Below are 19,142 nucleotides of genomic sequence, written 5' to 3' on the forward strand. Positions count from 1 at the left end.
GCTGGGCCTCGCTGCGACGTGGCTCTGGCTGCCTGCAGGACCGCCGGGACCACCGCTTCCTCGCCCACGCGCCCGTGGCCGGGCGGGGATCGTCCGCCCCGCCGTGGTCGTGGGCGCAGGCGCCTGCGCGTGGGCGTTCGTCGGGGGTGCGCTCGGTCCGGTCGCCGGCGCGGCGGGAGCCCTCACCGCCGGGTGGGTCCTCGCGCACGCCGAGCCGTCGTCGGTGCGCCGCGAGCGGGAGGAGGTCGAACGCACCCTCCCGCACCTGGTCGACCTGCTGGCCTCGACCCTGCGCGGCGGCGCCGATCCCGTCGCCGGCCTGGCCGTGGTCTGCCAGGCGGCCCCGGGCGCGGCAGCCGACCGGCTGGGCGTCGTGGTCGAGCACGCGCGGTGGGGTGCGGCGGGTGCGGAGGCGTGGTCGGCGGTGCTCGACGACGACGCCCTGGCGCCGCTGGCGCGGGCGATGGTCCGCGCCCAGTCGTCGGGGTCGTCGGTGGTGACCGCCGTCGAGCGGCTCGCCGACGAGCTCGAGCGAGAGGGCCTGATGCGTGCCGAGGACGCCGCCCGCCGGGTGGGCGTGGCCGCAGCGGTCCCGCTCGGCACCTGCCTGCTGCCGGCCTTCCTGCTGCTCGGCGTCGTGCCGACGGTGGCGTCGCTCTTCGGTCAGATGGCGCCGTGACGGCCCACCGGACGTCCACAGACCCCGCCTCGCGGCCCTCCTCCACAGCTCGTCGCGCACCCGGGTGCGCGCGACGCCCGGCCGCCCGAGGCTCGTCGTGTGAGGCCCACCGGGGGCCCTCGGACGATGGGGAGACAGATGACCGGACAGATGACCAGGCAGACCGCCACCACCACCCGCACGCACGTGACCCGCGACGAGCGCGGCATCACCACCGCGGAGTACGCCGTCGGCACCGCAGCCGGCGCGGGTTTCGCAGCCCTTCTCTACAAGCTGCTGACCGGCAGCTTCGGCGACCAGCTGCTCCACCGGCTCTTCGACCACGTCATGGGCCTGCTGGGGATCGGCTGATGGGTGCGCGGGCCCGGCGCGATCGCGGTGCCGCCACCGCCGAGCTCGCGCTCGGGATCCCGCTGCTGGTCGCGCTGACCGCCGGCTTGGTCTGGATGCTCGCGGTCGGCGCGGCCCAGGTGCGGGTCGTCGACGCCGCCCGTGAGGCCGCGCGCGCCGTGGCGCGGGGCGACGACGAGGCAGCGGCCCGCGCCGTCGCGCTGCGCATCGCCCCCGAGGGCGGCCACGTCGAGATCGCGATCGCCGACGGGCGGGTCCAGGCCACCGCGACGGCGCGCGTCGTGGGCCCCGGCGGGCTGCTGGGCGCCCTGCCCGGCGTCACCGTGCAGGCCGAGGCCGTCGCGCTCGTCGAAGAGGAGGCGGGCGCCCCGTGAGCACCCGCAGCCGCTGCGACAGGGGCGGGGCCACGGTCCTGGTCGTGGCGATGGCGGGGGTGCTGCTCTTCGTGATGACGGGTCTTGCCGCAGCCGGTGGACTCGTCGTCGCCCAGCGCCGGGCGCAGGCGGCGGCCGACCTCGCCGCGCTGGCGGCTGCGGGCCGCCCGGAGGAGTCGTGCGCCGCCGCGCTGTCGGTGGCCGTGGCGAGTGGCGCGCGCCTCGACGGATGCGTCGCGAAGGGGAGGCAGGTGCGGGTGGTCCTTTCCGTGGCCGGCCCCGCCGTGCCATGGCGCGAGGTGCGGGTCACCGCCGAGGCGAGGGCCGCTCCGTCCTGACACCTGACCAGGACGGACCGGCCCGACGGATCAGCCCTGCCAGTAGCCGGTGCGCCAGCCGTAGCCGTTGTCGGCCTCCGGCTGCGCGGCCGCCTGGCCGCCCGGGCTGAACACGATGCAGGCGTCCGCGCCCCGCGTGGCCGAGGTCGTCCAGACGGTGCCGTTGGCCTCGCGGTTGTTGAACCGGTAGCGGTCCACCCGGCCCGAGGGGTGGAACACCCGGACGGCGCGGGCGCCGTCGCTCGCGCGGACGCCGAGCTGCTGCTTCCAGTCCGAGGGACCGAAGGTGCGGGTGGCGATGACGTCGAAGGTGCCGTAGCACCAGAACGAGTCGGCCTTGCGTGCCTGCTTCGGCGCCTCAGCGGCGGCACCAGCAGGGGTGTGGACGGCGACGAGCGAGATGACGGCCGAACCGACGGCCACCGCGCTTCTCTGACGGATGCTCATGTCTTCCCCCGAGGGATCACGCCTCCGCGGGTTGCGGGGGCTCTGTCGGGGTCGGAGGCTAGTGCACGCCGCTCAGACGGTGCCGCGCTCCGGGTGGTCCTCGTCGCGGCGCTCGGCCTCGACGCGGTCGAGCTTCTCGTTGAGCCGGCTCAGCTCCTTGTGCTCCTTGCGCCGCGCGATGCCGCGCCGGGTGCCCCACTTGAGGATGGAGAAGCCCCACAGGATGGCCGCGCCGGCGGCGACGCCGACGAGGAAGCTCTCCAGCGTGGTGACGTCGAAGCCGAGCAGCTCGCCTCCGGTGCCGGGCTCGCTGACGAAGACGGCGGAGAGGATCGCGATGCCGCCGAGGATCATGAGGGCCAGACCGAGGAACACCATGACGCGAATCTAGCGCTCCGCCCCCTCAGCGCGGGGCACCCGAGAGGAGGGCATCGAGCAGCTGGATCGCACCGACCTTGTCGAGGGGGTTGTTCTGGTTGCCGCACTTCGGCGACTGGATGCACGAGGGGCACCCCGAGGCGCACTCGCAGCTCGCGATCGCCTCGCGGGTCGCCGAGAGCCACGCGACCGCGGTGTGGAAGCCGCGCTCGGCGAAGCCCGCACCGCCGGGGTGCCCGTCGTAGACGAACACCGTGAGCAGACCGGTGTCGGCGTGCCGGGCGGTGGAGACCCCGCCGATGTCCCAGCGGTCGCAGGTCGCGAAGAGCGGGAGCAGGCCGATCGAGCAGTGCTCGGCGGCGTGCGCGGCCCCCGGCACGTCGAGGGAGGCGAGCCCGGCCTCCGCGACGACGTCGTCCGGCACGGTCCACCACACCGCGGAGGTGCGCAGCGTGCGCTCGGGCAGGTCGAGCGGCTCCTCGGCGAGCACCTCGCCGCCGGGCTGGCGGCGCTTGAGGAACGACACCACCTGGTGGGACACGTCGACCTCGCCCAGCGACAGCTCGCACCCGGCCCAGGACCGGCGCTCGCGCGTGGACACGATGGAGATGTCGGTGACCTCGCGTGCGGTCGTGCTGTAGGTGGGGTCGTCGCGTCGCATCACCGCGACGTGGTGCTCGAGGTCGAGGTCCTCCACCAGCCAGGTCTCGCCCTGGTGGACGTAGACCGCGCCGGGGTGGGCCTGGTTGTGGGCGCCGGAGGAGTCGACCGTGCCGACCACGCGGCCGGTGTCGGCCTCGATGAGCTGCACGGCCGACCCGCCGGCGGACCGGATGTCGGCGAGGTCGGCGGCCCGTCCGCGGTCGGTCCAGAACCAGCCGCGCGGCCGCTTGCGCAGGAGCTGGAGCGCGACGAGATCGTCGACGACCTCCCGCGCGGACGTGCCGAAGAGGGGGAGGTCGGCCTCGGTCAGCGGCTGCTCCTGCGCCGCGGCGCACAGGTGGGGGCCCATCACGTGGGGGTTGTCGGGGTCGAAGACCGACGCCTCCACCGGTGCGCCGATGAGGGTCTCGGGGTGGGTGACGAGGTAGGTGTCGAGCGGGTCGTCCTTGGCCACCAGCACGCCGAGCGCGTCCTGCGCGCCGCGACCGGCCCGTCCGACCTGCTGCCAGAACGCCGCACGGGTGCCGGGGAAGCCTGCGATCAGCACGGCGTCGAGGCCGCTCACGTCGATGCCGAGCTCGAGGGCGTTGGTGGCAGCGAGGCCCATCAGGTCGCCGCGTCGCAGGGAGGCCTCGAGCGCGCGGCGCTCCTCGGGGAGGTAGCCGCCGCGGTAGGCCGCGACCCGGCCGGGCAGCGACGGGTCGACCTCGGCCAGCAGCTCGGCCGCGGTGAGCGCCACCTGCTCGGCGCCGCGCCGCGAGCGGATGAAGGCGAGCGTGCGGACGTCCTCGGCCACCAGGTCGGCCAGCAGGTCGGCGACCTCGGAGGAGGCGGCGCGCCGCACCGGGGCGCCGTTCTCGCCGCCGTGGGAGGTGAACGGCGGCTCCCACAGCAGCAGCGACACCGCGCCGCGGGGACTGTCGTCCTGCGTCAGGGCGACGACGTCGAGCCCGGTGAGCCGCGACGCCGTGACCTCCGGCTGCGCGACGGTGGCGGAGGCGAGCACGAACGTGGGGTGCGCGCCGTACATCGCGCACACCCGCCGCAGCCGCCGCAGCACGTGGGAGACGTGGGCACCGAACACGCCGCGGTAGTGGTGGCACTCGTCGACGACGACGTACTGCAGCGACCCGAGCAGCCGCGACCAGCGGTGGTGGGCGGGCAGCAGCGAGCGGTGGAGCATGTCGGGGTTGGTGAGGACGTACTCGCCGAAGTCGCGCGTCCAGTCGCGCTCCTCGCGCGAGCTGTCGCCGTCGTGGGCGGAGAACCGGACGTCGAGGCCGAGCGAGGTGAGGCTCGCCAGCTGGTCGTGGGCCAGGGCCTTGGTGGGTGCGAGGTAGAGCACCGACGCCCCGCGCTCGCCCCGGGGACCCCGGGCCGCGCGGACCGCCGAGAGGGCGGGCAGCTGGTAGGCCAGCGACTTCCCGGACGCGGTGCCGGTGGCGACGATGACGTGGTCGCCGGCGTGGGCCACGTCGGCGGCCACCACCTGGTGCCGCCACGGGCGCGCGACGCCGTGGGCCGCGAACGCACCGCGGACGTCGTCGGGGACCCAGGCCGGCCAGTCGGCGTGGACCGCCTCCCGCGGGGGCAGCACCTCGAGGTGGCGCAGCCGGTCCTCCCGGCCCGGGACCGCGGACAGGCGGCGCACCAGGGCGTCGACGCCGTGGGGGGCGCGGGGCAGGGCGGACGTCACCCGACGAGTCTGGCAAACGCCACCGACGCCGGGGCCGCCACGCCTGCGACGGCAACTGTTGGGGACACCTGCGCGACGGGAGGGACTCGTGGTTTGATACGACCCGATAGAAACTCAGGGGCACGCCCGCGTGCCTCGTAGACGCACTGTCCGCACACACTCCGGGGGCCCAGTCGTGGATCTCACCCTTGCTACTCGCGAGGTGGACGGCCGCGCCGTCGTGTCGGTCGGCGGCGAGATCGACGTCTACACCGCGCCCAAGCTGCGCGACTGCATCACCGAGCTCGTCGGTGCCGGCACCTACGACATCGTGGTCGACCTGGAGGCCGTCGAGTTCCTCGACTCCACCGGCCTCGGCGTGCTGGTCGGCGGCCTCAAGAAGGTCCGCGCCCACGACGGCTCGCTCGACCTGGTCTGCACCCAGGAGCGCCTGCTCAAGATCTTCCGGATCACCGGCCTGGCCAAGGTGTTCGTCATCCACGACTCCGCCGGCCTCGCACCTGGCGCCTGACGGCGCCCCGCCAGCAGCACCTCACACCCCTCCGGACAGGTCCAGAGGGGTTTTTCGCGTCCCGCTCCCAGGTGCCCGGTGTGGCGTGGATCACCCTGCCCCGTGATCTGGGTCACGTCTGCGTAGACTCCGGCGCACTCACGATCCAATTCTCAGGAGGACGCGCACATGGCCGGGATCATGCCCGCAGTCGTTGGTCCGGACCTCGCAGGCGGCAACCTCGTCCTGGTCGTCATCGTCGCCCTGATCGCGCTCGGCGCGCTCGGGATGGCGGCGATGTTCCGGTCGCAGGTGCTCGCCGCAGGCGAGGGCACGGACAACATGAAGACCATCGCCCAGGCGGTCCAGGAGGGCGCGGACGCCTACCTCCAGCGGCAGTTCCGCACGCTGGCGGTCTTCGCCGCGATCGCGTTCTTCGCCCTTCTGGCCCTGCCCGCAGACGACACCACCGTCCGGATCTTCCGCTCCGTGTTCTTCCTCGTCGGCGCCGGCTTCTCCGCCGCCGTCGGCTACCTCGGCATGTCGCTGGCCGTCCGCGCCAACCTGCGCGTCGCCGCGGCCGCCGAGACCGAGGGCCGCGAGCGGGCGATGAACATCGGCCTGCGCACCGGCGCCACGGTCGGCATGCTCACCGTCGGCCTCGGGCTCCTCGGCGCCAGCGTCGTCGTGCTGCTGTTCAAGGACGAGGCGCCGTCGGTGCTCGAGGGCTTCGGCTTCGGTGCGGCGCTGCTCGCCATGTTCATGCGCGTCGGCGGCGGCATCTTCACCAAGGCCGCCGACGTCGGCGCCGACCTGGTCGGCAAGGTCGAGCAGAACATCCCCGAGGACGACCCGCGCAACGCCGCCACCATCGCCGACAACGTGGGCGACAACGTGGGCGACTGCGCCGGCATGGCCGCCGACCTGTTCGAGTCGTACGCCGTCACGCTCGTCGCCGCGCTGATCCTCGGCTCGCAGGCGTTCGGCGACAAGGGCCTGGTCTACCCGCTGCTGATCCCGGCCATCGGTGCCCTCACCGCCGTCCTCGGTGTCTTCATCACCACGCCGAAGGCGGGCGTCAGCGGCCTGGCCACCATCAACCGCGGCTTCTACGTCTCCGCCGCGATCGGCGCGGTCGCCAGCGTGATCCTGTCGTTCGTCTACTTGCCCACCGACTTCGCGGACCTCACCGGCGTCGGCGCCAGCGTGCTCGACCAGATCTCCGCCGAGACGCCCGACGGCAGCCCCGCGCTCATCGCGTCGGTCGCCGTCGTCATCGGCATCGTGCTCGCCGCGGCGATCCTCGCCCTCACCGGCTACTTCACCGGGACCGAGTTCCGCCCCGTCAAGGACGTCGGCAAGACCTCGCTCACCGGCCCCGCCACCGTGATCCTGTCGGGCCTGTCGGTCGGCTTCGAGTCAGCCGTGTACACGACCGTCGTGCTCGGTGCGGCCGTGTTCGGCGCGTTCCTCCTCGGCACCGGCTCCCTGACGATCTCGCTCTTCGCGGTGGCGCTGGCCGGCTGCGGCCTGCTCACCACCGTCGGCTCGATCGTCGCGATGGACACCTTCGGTCCCGTCTCCGACAACGCCCAGGGCGTCGCGGAGATGTCCGGCGACGTCAGTGAGAACGGCGCGCAGATCCTCACCGACCTCGACGCCGTCGGCAACACCACCAAGGCGATCACCAAGGGGATCGCGATCGCGACGGCCGTGCTGGCCGCGACCGCGCTGTTCGGCTCGTACGCCTCGACGGCGCTGGAGGAGCTGGAGAAGTCCAACGCCGACGGCACCGAGCTGTTCAGCCTCTTCGTGTTCGACCCGTCGGTCCTGGTCGGCATCCTGCTCGGCTCGGCCGTCGTGTTCCTCTTCTCCGGCCTCGCCATCAACGCGGTCGCCCGCGCCGCCGGTGCGGTCGTGATGGAGGTGCGCCGCCAGTTCCGCGAGATCCCCGGGATCATGGAGGGCACCGGCCGACCGGAGTACGGCAAGGTCGTCGACATCGTCACCCGCGACTCCCTGCGCGAGCTGGTCACGCCCGGCGTCCTCGCCGTGATGGCCCCCATCGCCGTGGGCTTCGGCCTCGGGTTCACCGCCCTCGCCGGCTTCCTGGCCGGCGCGATCGGCACCGGCACGCTGATGGCGGTCTTCCTCGCCAACGCCGGTGGTGCGTGGGACAACGCCAAGAAGCTGGTCGAGGACGGCCACCACGGCGGCAAGGGCTCCGACGCGCACGCCGCGACCGTCATCGGCGACACCGTCGGCGACCCGTTCAAGGACACCGCCGGCCCGGCCATCAACCCGCTGATCAAGGTGATGAACCTGGTCTCGCTGCTCATCGCGAGCGCGGTCGTCTCGCTCAGCGTCGGCGACGACCAGAACGACGCCCTGCGCATCGTCATCGCCCTCGTCGCCGCGGCGATCATCGTCGGCGTCGTCTACATGTCGAAGCAGCGCGAGTCGTCGATCACCGACGAGGCACCCGCCTCGACGACCGTCTGACCGCACACCCGGGTCCACGGCCCGTCGCTCCTCCCCGGAGCGGCGGGCCGTGGCGCGTCTCAGCCCCCGCCGAAGTGCGGACGCGACAGCTCGTGGGTCAGCCCGCCCAGCGCGGTGCGGTCGTCCGCGTCGCCGGCGTGCGGGCCCTGCAGCCACTGGGCGAACGACCAGATCTCCGACAGTCGCCACTCGAGGTCGAAGAGCCGGACCAGCCGGACCATCTCCCGGTCGTGCGGCACGTCGCGGCCCTCGTGCACCAAGGTGGCGAGGTCGCGCTCGCGCGGGGCCAGCACCAGTGACTCCCAGTCGATGAGCCACGTCCGCCCGCGCGCCAGCCACTGGTTGCGCACGTGGGGCTCGCCGTGCGTGACGACGTACGCCGCCGGGTCGGCGAGGTCGAGCAGCCGCGCGTGCTCGCGCACCCAGCCGCCGACCTGCGTGAGGTGCTCGACGAGGAGCGTGCGCGCCGCCGGACCGAGGGGTCCCGTCCACTCGTGCTGCAGCAGGTCACGCAGCAGAGCGGGCAGGTCGGGGTCGAGCTCGGTGCGCCAGGTGCGGGCCGTGGCCGGTGCCGGGCACGCGTGCAGGCGGGCCAGCAGGTCGGGCAGCTCGGCCACCGACGCGCGGGGTCGCTCACCGTCGAGCCAGCCCGTGACGCTGGCGGTCCGCCGGCCGACGGGCACGGTGAGACCGCCCGCCGCGTGCGGGAGCGACGGCCACACGAAGTCGAGGTCGAGGGCCGCGGCCGAGGCGTACGCCGCCTCCAGGCTCGCCGGGGTGTGGCGCGGCAGGGGCGGGTCCAGGGTGGCGAACAGGGTCGGCTCGCCGGCGACGTCGACGCGCCAGTGGTGCGCGCCCCACCCGACCGGCAGGTGCTCGACGGCGTCGGCACGGGGTTCCCAGTGGGCCCGCACGACCTCGAGGACGTCGGCGTCGGACACGTCGGGAGGCGGCTCCAGCACGTCGCCATCCTGCCGGTCCGCGGTGGGCTCAGCCCAGGGGAGGCGCGAACCGGAACAGCGCGCCCCCGGTGGGCTCGGTCGCGGCGACCACCTCGCCCCCATGCGGCGCACGAGTCCCGCGACGATCGCCAGGCGAGCCCGTGACCGCCGGTGGCGCGACGCCCGCGGCAGCGCTCGTGGAGCACGCCGGGCTCGAAGGCCACCGCGCGGCCGGGTCTGGGAGGCTGGGGGCATGTCGTCCGACCTCGACCTGATGGCCCCGCTGCGCGAGGCGCTGCTCGCCGCCGACTTCACCTACGACCGGGTCGCCGAGGCGATCGGCGAGGACGCCCACCGCGCTCTCGGACGCAACGAGACGCGCCCCGCCCTGCGGCGTACGACGTCGGGGTCGGCGCTCGACACGCTGGTCCGGCTGTTCCTGCTGCAGACGACCGTGCCGCGCGAGGACGCCGACGCGGCGCTCCCTGGGCTCGTCGACCGGCTGTGCGCCACCGGGCTGCTCGAGCAGAGCATCAGCGAGGTCGCCGCGCGCACCGACTGCCGGCCCTACGCGGTCGACGACCGCGACCTCTGGATCGTCTCCGACCTGACCCCCGGCCTCGACGGAGCGCCGGTCGCGGTCGGTCCCGACCACGTCCTCGGCATCTCCAGCGCCTCCACGAGCCTGGCGCAGCTGACCATCCGGGAGCCGGTCGGCAGCGCCCTCGACCTCGGCACCGGGTGCGGCGTGCAGGCGCTGCACCTCGCCGGGCACGCCGGGCGCGTGGTGGCCACCGACGTCAACGCCCGTGCGCTCTGGATGACCCGGCTCAACGCGGCGCTCAACGAGGTGGAGGTCGACGTGCGCGACGGCTCGTTCTTCGAGCCGGTCGCGGGGGAGCGGTTCGACCTGGTCGCCACCAACCCGCCGTTCGTGATCTCGCCGGCGACCGGCGAGCGCCTGGTCTACCGCGACTCCGGGCTGCCCGGCGACCGCGTCGTCGAGCACATCGTGCGCACCGGCCCCGACCACCTCACCGACGGCGGCTGGCTCCAGGTGCTGGCCAACTGGGCGATCGTCGACGGCACGCCGTGGGACGAGCGGCTGGCCTCGTGGCTGCGCCCCGACTGCGACGCCCTGGTGGTGCAGCGCGAGACCCTCGACCCGGCCTCCTACGTCGAGCTGTGGCTCAAGGACTCCGGCCACCACGGCGGGCGCGACTACGCCGAGCGCTACGACACCTGGCTGTCGTGGCTGGAGCAGGCCGGCATCGAGGGCGTCGGCTTCGGCTGGATCAACGTCCGCCTCGGCGGCACCGGTCGCCACGACCTGCAGGAGTGGCCCTACGACGTCGAGCAGCCGATCGCGCCCGCGATCCGCGACTGGGGCACGGCCGCGGGCGACCTGGCCGGGCTCACCGACGCCGACCTGCTCGGGCTCCACCTGCGCGCCCGCGAGGACGTCCAGCAGGAGACCGTCGGCCGGCCCGGCGCGGAGGACCCCGAGGCGATCGTGCTGCGCCAGCAGCGCGGCTTCCGCCGGGCCCGCACCGCCGACACGGTCGAGGCCGCGCTCGTCGGCGCCTGCGACGGCGACCTGTCGGTCGGCCAGCTCCTCGGCGCCCTCGGGTCGCTGCTCGAGCGCGACGCCGACGACCTCGCGGCGACGTACGTCCCGGTCGTGCGCGACCTGCTGGCCGAGGGCTTCCTGGAGGCCTGAGACCGGGGTGGCCACGCCGCCCGGGGTGGCCATCTGGCGATGTGGCGCTACCGTTGCCGCGCCGAGCCTCATCTCGGCGGCAACAAGAGGGAGCAGTGAAGAAGTGGCAAAGCTCGTCATCGTCGAGTCTCCGGCCAAGGCCCGCACCATCGGCGGGTACCTCGGGTCGGACTACGTCGTCGAGTCCTCGATCGGTCACATCCGTGACCTGCCCAACAACGCCGCGGACACGCCCGCCAAGATCAAGGACAAGCCGTGGGGGCGCCTCGCGGTCGACGTGGACAACGGCTTCGAGCCCTACTACGTCGTGCCGCGCGACAAGAAGAGCCACATCGCCAAGCTGAAGAAGCTGGTCAAGGACGCCGACGCCCTCTACCTCGCCACCGACGAGGACCGCGAGGGCGAGGCCATCGCGTGGCACCTCCTCGACGAGCTGAAGCCGCCGAAGGGCCTGCCGGTCCACCGGATGGTCTTCCACGAGATCACCAAGCCCGCGATCCTCGCCGCGGTCGAGAACCCGCGCGAGATCAACGACGACCTCGTCGAGGCCCAGGAGGCGCGCCGCATCCTCGACCGCCTCTACGGCTACGAGGTCTCCCCGGTGCTGTGGAAGAAGGTCATGTCCGGCCTGTCCGCCGGCCGGGTGCAGTCGGTGGCGACCCGCCTCGTGGTCGACCGCGAGCGGGAGCGGATGCGCTTCAAGGTCGCCTCCTACTGGGACCTCGACGCCACCTTCGACGCCGGCACCGGCCACGAGCCGCGGATGTTCCCGGCCAAGCTGCACAGCATCGACGACGTCCGCGTGGCGCGGGGCGCCGACTTCGACAACACCGGCGTGCTCAAGAGCAGGGGTGAGCGGGTCCACCTCAGCCGCGCCGACGCCGAGGCGCTGGCGACCGGCCTGGCCGACACGTCGTACGCCGTGCGCTCGGTGGAGTCCAAGCCCTACCGCCGCTCGCCGTACCCGCCGTTCCGCACCACCACCCTCCAGCAGGAGGCCAGCCGCAAGCTCGGGATGAGCGCCAGCGTGACGATGTCGGTCGCGCAGCGCCTCTACGAGAACGGCTTCATCACCTACATGCGTACCGACTCCACGACGCTCTCGGGCGCGGCGGTCGGCGCGGCGCGCGACCAGGTGCGCGAGCTCTACGGCGCGGAGTACGTCCCCGACTCGCCGCGCACCTACACCTCCAAGGTGAAGAACGCCCAGGAGGCGCACGAGGCGATCCGCCCCGCCGGCGACACCTTCCGCACGCCGGCGCAGACCGGCCTGTCCGGCGAGCAGTTCCGGCTCTACGAGCTGATCTGGATGCGCACCGTCGCCTCGCAGATGAAGGACGCGGTGGGCAACTCGGTGACCATCCGCCTCGGCGGTGCGGCCGCCGACGGGCGCGACGTCGTGTTCAGCGCGAGCGGCCGCACGATCACCTTCCACGGCTTCCTCAAGGCCTACGTCGAGGACATCGACGACGCGTCCAAGCGCCGCGACGACGCCGAGACCCGCCTGCCCAACCTCACCGAGGGCGCGGCCGTGTCGGCGGCGACGCTCAGCCCTGAGGGCCACGAGACCAAGCCGCCGGCGCGCTACACCGAGGCCACGCTGATCAAGGAGCTCGAGGACCGCGAGATCGGGCGCCCGTCGACGTACGCCTCGATCATCGGCACCATCCTCAACCGCGGCTACGTCTACAAGAAGGGCACCGCGCTGGTCCCGGCGTGGCTCGCCTTCTCGGTCGTGCGGCTGCTGGAGGAGCACTTCCCCCGCCAGGTCTCCTACGAGTTCACCGCCTCGATGGAGGACGTGCTCGACGACATCGCGGGCGGTCGCCGCGACCGGGTCACCGAGCTCGGCGAGTTCTACTACGGCGCCGGCGACGTGACCGGCCTCAAGACGCTCGTCACCGAGCTCGGCGACATCGACGCCAAGGAGATGGCGACCTTCCCCATCGGGGAGGGCATCGACCTGCGCGTGGGCCGCTACGGCCCCTACGTCGAGGGCCCGGGTCCCGACGGTGGCGACGCGGCGCCGGTGCGCGCCAACGTGCCCGACGACCTGCCGCCCGACGAGCTCACCGTCGCCAAGGCCAAGGAGCTGCTGGCCAACCCGGCCGGCGAGGAGCAGGTCGTGGGCGAGCACCCCGACACCGGCCTGCAGATCGTGGCCAAGAACGGCCGCTTCGGCCCCTACGTCACCGAGGTGCTCCCCGAGGACGCGCCCAAGTCGGCCAAGCCGCGCACCGGCTCGCTGTTCAAGTCGATGACCCTCGACACGGTCACCCTCGAGGAGGCCGTCAAGCTCCTCGACCTGCCGCGCATCGTGGGCACCGACGAGGACGGCACTGAGATCACGGCGCAGAACGGCCGCTACGGGCCGTACCTGAAGAAGGGCACCGACTCGCGCAGCCTGACGTCGGAGGACCAGATCTTCGACATCACCCTCGACCAGGCCAAGGCGATCTACGCCCAGCCCAAGCAGCGCGGTCGCGGTGCGGCCACCCCGCCGCTCAAGGAGCTCGGCAACGACCCGGTCTCCGGGCAGCCGGTCATCGTGAAGGCGGGCCGCTTCGGCGAGTACGTCACCGACGGCGAGTACAACGCCACGCTCCGCAAGGACGACACCGTCGAGTCGATCACCCTCGAGCGCGCCGCCGAGCTGCTCGCCGAGCGGCGCGAGCGCGGCCCCGCCAAGGGCGCGAAGAAGGGCGCCAAGAAGGCCCCGGCGAAGAAGACGGCGGCCAAGAAGACCGCCGCGAAGAAGACGGCGGCCAAGAAGACCGCGGCCAAGAAGACCGCCGCGAAGAAGGCGCCGGCCAAGAAGTCCTGAGGTGACGGTGGAGCGCACCGCCCGACCTACCGGCCGTACGCTCCACTGTCGCCGGCCTGCCGGCGGCACTACGCTCCGCCCATGGGGGAGACGACGACACTGCCGGCGCGACCGGCGAGGCACGACGAGTGGCTCGACCGGCGCTGGCGGCTGACGGGCGCCGGGATCGCACTGGCCGCGCTGGCGGTCGCGGTCGTCGTGCTGCTCACCGGCGCGCAGCGCACCAGCTTCGGATCCCTGCTCGAGGGCGTGGCGGACGGCGACGTCACGCACGTCGAGGTCGGTGGCCGTGCCGACGGCGGTGACTGGTCGGGCGTGCAGGTCGTGGAGGTGCGGTGGCACCACTGGTGGGACCGGTACGCCGAGGTCGCGATGGTGCGGGGGAGCGACAGCGCGGGCGCGAGTGACACGTCGTACGTCACCACCCGTGACCCCCGCGAGGTGCTCCGGGCCGTGGACCCCACCCTCGACGTCGTCGACGCGAGCCCTTCGGAGAGGTCGGGCTGGACGGTCGCGGACTGGCGGGTCCCGAACGGGACCGTCGCGCTGGTGTGCGTTGCGGCCATGCTGGCCGTGCTGCTCCTCATCGTCGGGGGCCCGGAGCCGCGTCGGGCGACCCGCTGGGCGTGGTTCTGGATCTGGCTGCTCGGCACACCGATCGGTGCGCTGGCGTTCCTGCTGCTCGGGGGACCGCTGGCGCGCGGACAGCTCAGCCCGGGCGCTCGCCGACTGACCGGCGGGTGGGCGTTCCTCGCTACCTGGTTCCTGTTCGCTGCGTGGCGGGAGCGGATGTCGGCCTGAGCCCGATTCAGCCTTTGGTCTGAGTTTCGGCAACGCGGATCTGGGCCATGCACTGGGCATGACCCGAGCCCTGACCGCCCGTGCCGCCGCGCTCGCCCTGCTCGCGAGCCCGCTGCTGGTCCTCACCGCCACCGCGCCCGCCGACGCCGCGGTGACCGTCTTCCCGGTCCCGACGAGCGCCGCCGGTCTCGGACGGATCACCACCGCTCCCGACGGGAGCATGTGGTTCGCCGAGGAGGACGCCAACAAGGTCGGCCGGATCACCACGGCCGGCCAGGTCCAGGAGTTCGCGCTGCCGCCCACCGACTCGTCGGTGGAGGGGCCGGTCCAGAGCCTCGACGTCGGCCCGGACGGCTCGGTGTGGGTGGTGACCGAGCACGGGGAGGACGTGGTCCGGCTCTCGAGCACCGGGCAGCTCCTCGACAGCTGGACCTTCGAGAACTACGACGGCTGCGTCGGTGACACCTGCCCCTACGGCGGCGAGGTCCGGGTGGACCCGGCCGGCAAGGCCTGGGTCACGATGAACTACGGCAGCTCCTTCATCGCCGTGGTGACCCCGACCGGCGGGCCGATCGCCTACAACAACTCGCCCGAGTGCGACGACGTCCTCGGCGAGGCGGCCGACGGCTCGATGTGGTGCCAGAACGGGTCGCCGCAGGCGCAGGACACGATCACCCACGTCGGCGCCGACGCGGCCAGCGGGACGACGTACCCGCTGCCCAGCGACGCGTCCTACCCCAACGCCCTCGCGGCCGGCCCGGTCGGCTCGATCTGGTTCACCCGCAGCTGGACCGGCACGTTCGCCACCAGCCCCTCCCACGGCTCCGTGGGCTACCTCGACGCCGCGACCGGGGCCACGCAGATCTGGGGCACCGGCTCGCGCTCGGCCCCGCAGGACCTGGTCAAGGGCCCGGACAACCAGATGTGGTTCACCAACGCGGGCGCCGTGCCCGGCATCGGGCACGTCTCGGCCACCGGCGTCGGCGCCGTGAGCTCGGTCGGCAACTACCAGCCGACCTCGCTCACCTTCGGCCCTGACGGCGCCATCTGGTTCACCGACGCGACGAACAACGCGATCGTGCGCGTGACCACCGACCAGCTCCAGACCACGAACGTCGACCTCGGCGACGGCGTCACCATCGTCCCGCCGACCGTGCCCACCCCGCCCCCCGCGCCCGTCCCGGCGGCGGTCGTCGGCACGATCGCGAAGGTCAAGGGCGTCACGTCCGTGCGACGCGGCAAGGTCGCGGTGCCGGTGACGTGCCCCGAGGGCGCGGCCACCGGGTGTCGCGGCGTCGTCGGTCTCGAGCTGGCCAAGGGCGGGAAGTCCCTCGGCGAGGGCAAGGCCTACGTCGTCAGGGCAGGCAAGAAGGCGAAGGTCAAGGTCGCCCTGTCGAAGAAGGGCCTGAAGCGGCTGCGACCGGGCAAGGTCGTCAAGGTGCGGGTCGAGCTGACCGCGAAGGGCTCGAGCAAGGTGCTGGCGAAGCGGACCATCAGGGTCCGCCGGTCCTGACGCGCAGGGGTGTCCCACCCCGCCCGTAGGGTGTGCGCGTGACTGCAGGCGTGTTCTCCGACCACGGCCTCTTCGTCTGCTTCGAGGGCGGCGAGGGTGCCGGCAAGTCGACGCAGTCACGGCTCCTGCGCGACTGGCTGGTCGAGCGGGGCGAGACGGTGCTGCTCACCTTCGAGCCCGGCGACACCCCCGTCGGCAAGGAGCTGCGCCGCATCGTCCTCGATCCCGCCACCGGCGACCTGTCCGACCGCACCGAGGCCCTGCTCTACGCAGCCGACAAGGCCGAGCACGTCGACCACGTCGTGCTGCCGGCCCTCGCCCGGGGAGAGGTCGTCGTCACCGACCGCTACGTCGACTCCACGCTGGCCTACCAGGGCGCCGGCCGCACCCTCGCCGTCGCCGAGGTCGAGGCGGTGGCTCGCTGGGCCACGGGTGACCTGCGGCCCCACCTGACCGTCGTCCTCGACCTCGAGCCCGAGGCCGGGCTGGGTCGCTTCGAGGAGCGCGACCGGATCGAGGGCCAGTCGCTGGGGTTCCACCAACGGGTCCGCCAGGGGTTCCTCGACCTCGCCGCCGCCGACCCCGAGCACTACGTCGTCCTCGACGCCCGCGCGCCGATCGAGGACATCGCGGCCGCGGTCCGGGCGCGCGTCGAGCCGCTGCTGGAGCACGCGTGACCACCACGTCCGGCGGCACCCGGCCGGTCTGGGACGACCTGGTCGGCCAGCGTCCGCTCGTCGAGGTCCTGCGCCAGGCCGCGGGCGGCGAGGGGATGACCCATGCCTGGCTGTTCACGGGCCCGCCCGGCTCGGGCCGGTCCAACGTGGCGCGCGCCTTCGCGGCCGCGCTGCAGTGCGTCGACGGCACGGGGTGCGGGCACTGCGAGGCGTGCGGGCTGGTGATGCGCGGCTCCCACCCCGACGTGACGCTGGTGCGCTCGGAGACGTCGGTGCTCAAGATCGCCCACATGCGCGAGCTGGTGCAGTCCTCGGCCCGGTTCCCCTCCATCGGGCGCTGGCAGATCATCCTCATCGAGGACGCCGACCGCCTCGGCACGCCGGAGAACCCCCGCACCGGCAACGCGCTTCTCAAGGCGATCGAGGAGCCGACGCCCCGCACGGTGTGGCTGATGTGCGCCCCCACCCGCGCCGACGTGCTGCCCACGATCGCCTCCCGCTCGCGCCACGTCACGCTCGCGACGCCGACGGCGCCCGAGGTGACCGACTTCCTCGTCCGGCAGGGCTTCGAGCCGGCGATGGCGTCGTTCGCCGCCCGGGCCAGCCAGGGCCACATCGGCCGCGCCCGGGCGCTCTGCGTCGACGAGGACGCCCGTCGCCGGCGCCGCGAGGTGGTCTCGCTCCCGGCGCGGCTGACGTCGATCGGCGCGGTGATGTCGGCGGCGACCGAGCTCGCCGAGATCGCCAAGGCCGAGACGGCAGCCATCACCGCCGACGCCGAGGGACGCGAGCTGCAGCAGCTCCAGGCGATGTTCGGCAGTGAGCGCAAGGACCTCGCGTCCCGCGCCTACCGCAGCGCCCTCAAGGCGCTGGAGGACGAGCAGAAGCAGAAGGCCAAGAGGCGCGTCCTCGACGTCATCGACCGCGCCCTGATGGACCTCGTCTCGGTCTACCGCGACGCGATCGCCGTCGCGGTCGGGGCCCCCGGAGAGCTGGTCAACGAGGAGATCCGCGCCGATGTCGAGGTCGTGGCGCGCGGTGCCAGCCCGGAGGAGCTGCTGCGCATGATCGACGCGATCTTCACCGCCCGCCAGCAGATGCTGGAGTTCAACGTCCCGCCGCAGCTGGCACTGGAGTCGATGGCGACCGCGCTGCGGCTGCCCGGAGGTCGTTCGTGAAGAAGGTCATGGCGCTGCTCGCGGTGCTCGCGCTCGTGCTGTCGGCGTTCCTGGTGGCCGGCCTGGCGCTCGGGGGAGGCGGCTCGTCGGACACCCCCTCCGCCCGCCCGACGCCGTCACCCACCACGCCGCCCCCGCCGTCGGTGACCGAGCCGCCGTCGCCGGCGCTGGCCGACCTCTACTCCCAGCGCATCGACTGGGCGCCGTGCGAGAGCAACGCCGACCAGGACTGCGGCACCCTCACCGTCCCCGTCGACTACGCCGACCCGTCCGGCGAGACCATCGACCTCGCGCTCCTGCGCGTGCCCGCGCGCGGGGCCCGGATCGGCTCGATGGTCGTCAACCCGGGTGGTCCGGGTGCCCCCGGCACCTCCTACGCCGCCGCCGCGAGCCTGGTCTTCCGCGGCCCGCTGCTCGACGCCTTCGACGTCGTCGGCTTCGACCCGCGCGGCACGGGCCGCTCCGCACCGGTCGACTGCCTCACCGACGAGGAGCTCGACGCCTACGTCGCCGGCGACCCCGACCCCGACACCCCTGCCGAGGTCGCCGACTACAAGGCGTCCGTGCTCGGCTTCGGCGCCGCCTGCGCGGCCCACACCGGCGCGCTGCTCGACCACGTCTCCACGATCGAGGCGGCCCGCGACATGGACGTGCTGCGCTCGGCCCTCGGGGAGGAGAAGCTGACCTACCTCGGCGCCTCCTACGGCACCAAGCTCGGCGCCACCTACGCCGAGCTGTTCCCCGACAAGGTCGGGCGGTTCGTGCTCGACGGCGCCGTCGACGTCTCGCTCGACCTCGAGACGATGTCGCTCGACCAGGCCGCGGGCTTCGAGACCGCGCTGCGCGCCTACGTGCAGAACTGCCTCGACTCCACCGACAACTGCTTCCTCGGCGACACCGTCGACGAGGGGCTGGCGACCATCACGGGGCTGCTGGCCGACATCGAGGAGCAGCCGCTGCCGGCGGGCGACCGCGAGCTGGCGATCGGCAACGCCTTCTACGGCATCGTGGCTCCGCTCTACAACCGCGACTACTGGTTCTTGCTGAGCACCGCCCTGTCGTCCGCGCTCGACGGGAAGGGGTCGGCCCTCATGCAGCTCTCCGACCTCTACTCCTCGCGCGGCACCGACGGCACCTACGACAACAACTCGATGGAGGCGATCTACGCGATCAACTGCCTCGACGACCCGAGCTCGATCCCGTTCGGCAAGGTCGCGGCGGAGGTCCCGGCCTTCGAGGAGGCCTCGCCCACCTTCGGCGACGTCTTCGCGTGGGGGCTCACCGGCTGCCGCGGCAGCAAGGCGCGCTCCAGCGAGGAGCCGCTCGACATCCGCGGCGAGGGCGCGGCGCCGATCCTGGTGCTCGGCACGACCCGCGACCCGGCGACGCCGATGAAGTGGGCGGTGGCGCTGGCCGACCAGCTCGACTCCGGCGTGCTCGTCGAGCGCGACGGCGACGGCCACACGGCCTACAACTCCGGCAACGAGTGCATCGACACCACCGTCGAGGACTACCTCGTCGACGGCACGGTGCCGGACGACGGCACCCGCTGCTGACCAGCGGGGCCGTC

Annotated in this window: 17 protein-coding genes; 13 read left to right on the top strand and 4 right to left on the bottom strand. The window is 73.3% G+C overall.

What is annotated here, in order from left to right:
* Positions 1 to 109: 109 nt before the first annotated feature.
* The 4 genes from ACFFJG_RS11985 (at position 110) to ACFFJG_RS12000 (ending at position 1,742) form a co-directional block, all read left to right on the top strand.
* Complete coding sequence (locus ACFFJG_RS11985; protein ID WP_378518958.1) at positions 110 to 679, top strand: type II secretion system F family protein; 570 nt, start codon at positions 110 to 112, stop codon at positions 677 to 679.
* A gap of 150 nt (positions 680 to 829) precedes the next feature.
* The gene (locus tag ACFFJG_RS11990; RefSeq protein WP_378518959.1) at positions 830 to 1,030 is read left to right on the top strand and encodes a DUF4244 domain-containing protein; all 201 of its coding nucleotides are present in this window, start codon (positions 830 to 832) and stop codon (positions 1,028 to 1,030) included.
* Positions 1,030 to 1,404 (top strand): TadE family type IV pilus minor pilin, encoded by a 375-nt coding sequence (locus tag ACFFJG_RS11995; RefSeq protein WP_378518960.1) that lies wholly within the window; start codon positions 1,030 to 1,032, stop codon positions 1,402 to 1,404. Before ACFFJG_RS11990 ends, ACFFJG_RS11995 begins: the two co-directional genes overlap by 1 nt.
* Entirely contained in the window at positions 1,401 to 1,742 is a 342-nt protein-coding gene (locus ACFFJG_RS12000; RefSeq protein ID WP_378518961.1) for an Rv3654c family TadE-like protein, read from the top strand. Before ACFFJG_RS11995 ends, ACFFJG_RS12000 begins: the two co-directional genes overlap by 4 nt.
* A gap of 30 nt (positions 1,743 to 1,772) precedes the next feature.
* Here ACFFJG_RS12000 and ACFFJG_RS12005 read toward each other — a convergent pair whose 3' ends face one another.
* The 3 genes from ACFFJG_RS12005 to ACFFJG_RS12015 all read right to left on the bottom strand — a co-directional run bounded on the left by ACFFJG_RS12005 (position 1,773) and on the right by ACFFJG_RS12015 (position 4,926).
* Positions 1,773 to 2,189 (bottom strand): hypothetical protein, encoded by a 417-nt coding sequence (locus ACFFJG_RS12005; protein ID WP_378518962.1) that lies wholly within the window; start codon positions 2,187 to 2,189, stop codon positions 1,773 to 1,775.
* A 72-nt stretch (positions 2,190 to 2,261) separates the two neighbouring features.
* Positions 2,262 to 2,567, bottom strand: a complete 306-nt coding sequence (locus ACFFJG_RS12010; RefSeq protein ID WP_378518963.1) for a hypothetical protein — start codon at positions 2,565 to 2,567, stop codon at positions 2,262 to 2,264.
* Positions 2,568 to 2,592: 25 nt separating this feature from the next.
* On the bottom strand, positions 2,593 to 4,926 hold the full coding sequence (locus tag ACFFJG_RS12015) for a DNA 3'-5' helicase SftH (RefSeq protein WP_378518964.1): 2,334 nt from the start codon (positions 4,924 to 4,926) through the stop codon (positions 2,593 to 2,595).
* A gap of 175 nt (positions 4,927 to 5,101) precedes the next feature.
* Here ACFFJG_RS12015 and ACFFJG_RS12020 point away from each other — a divergent pair, with 175 nt between their 5' ends.
* Positions 5,102 to 5,437, top strand: a complete 336-nt coding sequence (locus ACFFJG_RS12020; protein ID WP_378518965.1) for an anti-sigma factor antagonist — start codon at positions 5,102 to 5,104, stop codon at positions 5,435 to 5,437.
* Between the two features lie 168 nt (positions 5,438 to 5,605).
* Positions 5,606 to 7,918, top strand: coding sequence for a sodium-translocating pyrophosphatase (locus ACFFJG_RS12025; protein WP_446686225.1), 2,313 nt, complete (start codon positions 5,606 to 5,608; stop codon positions 7,916 to 7,918).
* A 59-nt stretch (positions 7,919 to 7,977) separates the two neighbouring features.
* Here the strand turns inward: ACFFJG_RS12025 and ACFFJG_RS12030 are convergent, their stop codons facing one another.
* Entirely contained in the window at positions 7,978 to 8,880 is a 903-nt protein-coding gene (locus tag ACFFJG_RS12030) for a phosphotransferase (RefSeq protein WP_378518967.1), read from the bottom strand.
* A 232-nt stretch (positions 8,881 to 9,112) separates the two neighbouring features.
* On the opposite strand from ACFFJG_RS12030, the gene ACFFJG_RS12035 reads away from it, so the two are divergent.
* From ACFFJG_RS12035 to ACFFJG_RS12065, 7 genes are all read left to right on the top strand, one after another.
* A complete protein-coding gene (locus ACFFJG_RS12035; RefSeq protein WP_378518968.1) occupies positions 9,113 to 10,579 on the top strand; it encodes a DUF7059 domain-containing protein in 1,467 nt (488 codons plus the stop codon).
* Between the two features lie 103 nt (positions 10,580 to 10,682).
* Complete coding sequence (gene topA / locus ACFFJG_RS12040; RefSeq protein WP_378518969.1) at positions 10,683 to 13,403, top strand: type I DNA topoisomerase; 2,721 nt, start codon at positions 10,683 to 10,685, stop codon at positions 13,401 to 13,403.
* 81 nt (positions 13,404 to 13,484) lie between these two features.
* The gene (locus tag ACFFJG_RS12045) at positions 13,485 to 14,204 is read left to right on the top strand and encodes a hypothetical protein (protein WP_378518970.1); all 720 of its coding nucleotides are present in this window, start codon (positions 13,485 to 13,487) and stop codon (positions 14,202 to 14,204) included.
* A gap of 58 nt (positions 14,205 to 14,262) precedes the next feature.
* A complete protein-coding gene (locus ACFFJG_RS12050) occupies positions 14,263 to 15,717 on the top strand; it encodes a Vgb family protein (protein WP_378518971.1) in 1,455 nt (484 codons plus the stop codon).
* Between the two features lie 38 nt (positions 15,718 to 15,755).
* Entirely contained in the window at positions 15,756 to 16,394 is a 639-nt protein-coding gene (gene tmk / locus ACFFJG_RS12055) for a dTMP kinase (RefSeq protein ID WP_378518972.1), read from the top strand.
* A complete protein-coding gene (locus ACFFJG_RS12060) occupies positions 16,391 to 17,572 on the top strand; it encodes a DNA polymerase III subunit delta' (RefSeq protein WP_378518973.1) in 1,182 nt (393 codons plus the stop codon). Before tmk ends, ACFFJG_RS12060 begins: the two co-directional genes overlap by 4 nt.
* Positions 17,569 to 19,128, top strand: coding sequence for an alpha/beta hydrolase (locus ACFFJG_RS12065; protein WP_378518974.1), 1,560 nt, complete (start codon positions 17,569 to 17,571; stop codon positions 19,126 to 19,128). The genes ACFFJG_RS12060 and ACFFJG_RS12065 overlap by 4 nt, the downstream gene beginning before the upstream one ends.
* The last annotated feature ends 14 nt before the right edge of the window (positions 19,129 to 19,142 follow it).

Origin of the sequence: Nocardioides zeicaulis (assembly GCF_042432345.1) — a bacterium.
Lineage (GTDB): Bacteria > Actinomycetota > Actinomycetes > Propionibacteriales > Nocardioidaceae > Nocardioides > Nocardioides zeicaulis.

Coding starts and splice junctions, on each gene's coding strand:
- ACFFJG_RS11990 (WP_378518959.1), top strand. CDS start 830: ATGACCAGGCAGACCGCCACCACCACCCGCACGCACGTGACCCGCGAC.
- ACFFJG_RS11995 (WP_378518960.1), top strand. CDS start 1,030: ATGGGTGCGCGGGCCCGGCGCGATCGCGGTGCCGCCACCGCCGAGCTC.
- ACFFJG_RS12005 (WP_378518962.1), bottom strand. CDS start 2,189: ATGAGCATCCGTCAGAGAAGCGCGGTGGCCGTCGGTTCGGCCGTCATC.
- ACFFJG_RS12010 (WP_378518963.1), bottom strand. CDS start 2,567: ATGGTGTTCCTCGGTCTGGCCCTCATGATCCTCGGCGGCATCGCGATC.
- ACFFJG_RS12025 (WP_446686225.1), top strand. CDS start 5,606: ATGGCCGGGATCATGCCCGCAGTCGTTGGTCCGGACCTCGCAGGCGGC.
- ACFFJG_RS12035 (WP_378518968.1), top strand. CDS start 9,113: ATGTCGTCCGACCTCGACCTGATGGCCCCGCTGCGCGAGGCGCTGCTC.
- ACFFJG_RS12045 (WP_378518970.1), top strand. CDS start 13,485: ATGGGGGAGACGACGACACTGCCGGCGCGACCGGCGAGGCACGACGAG.
- ACFFJG_RS12050 (WP_378518971.1), top strand. CDS start 14,263: ATGACCCGAGCCCTGACCGCCCGTGCCGCCGCGCTCGCCCTGCTCGCG.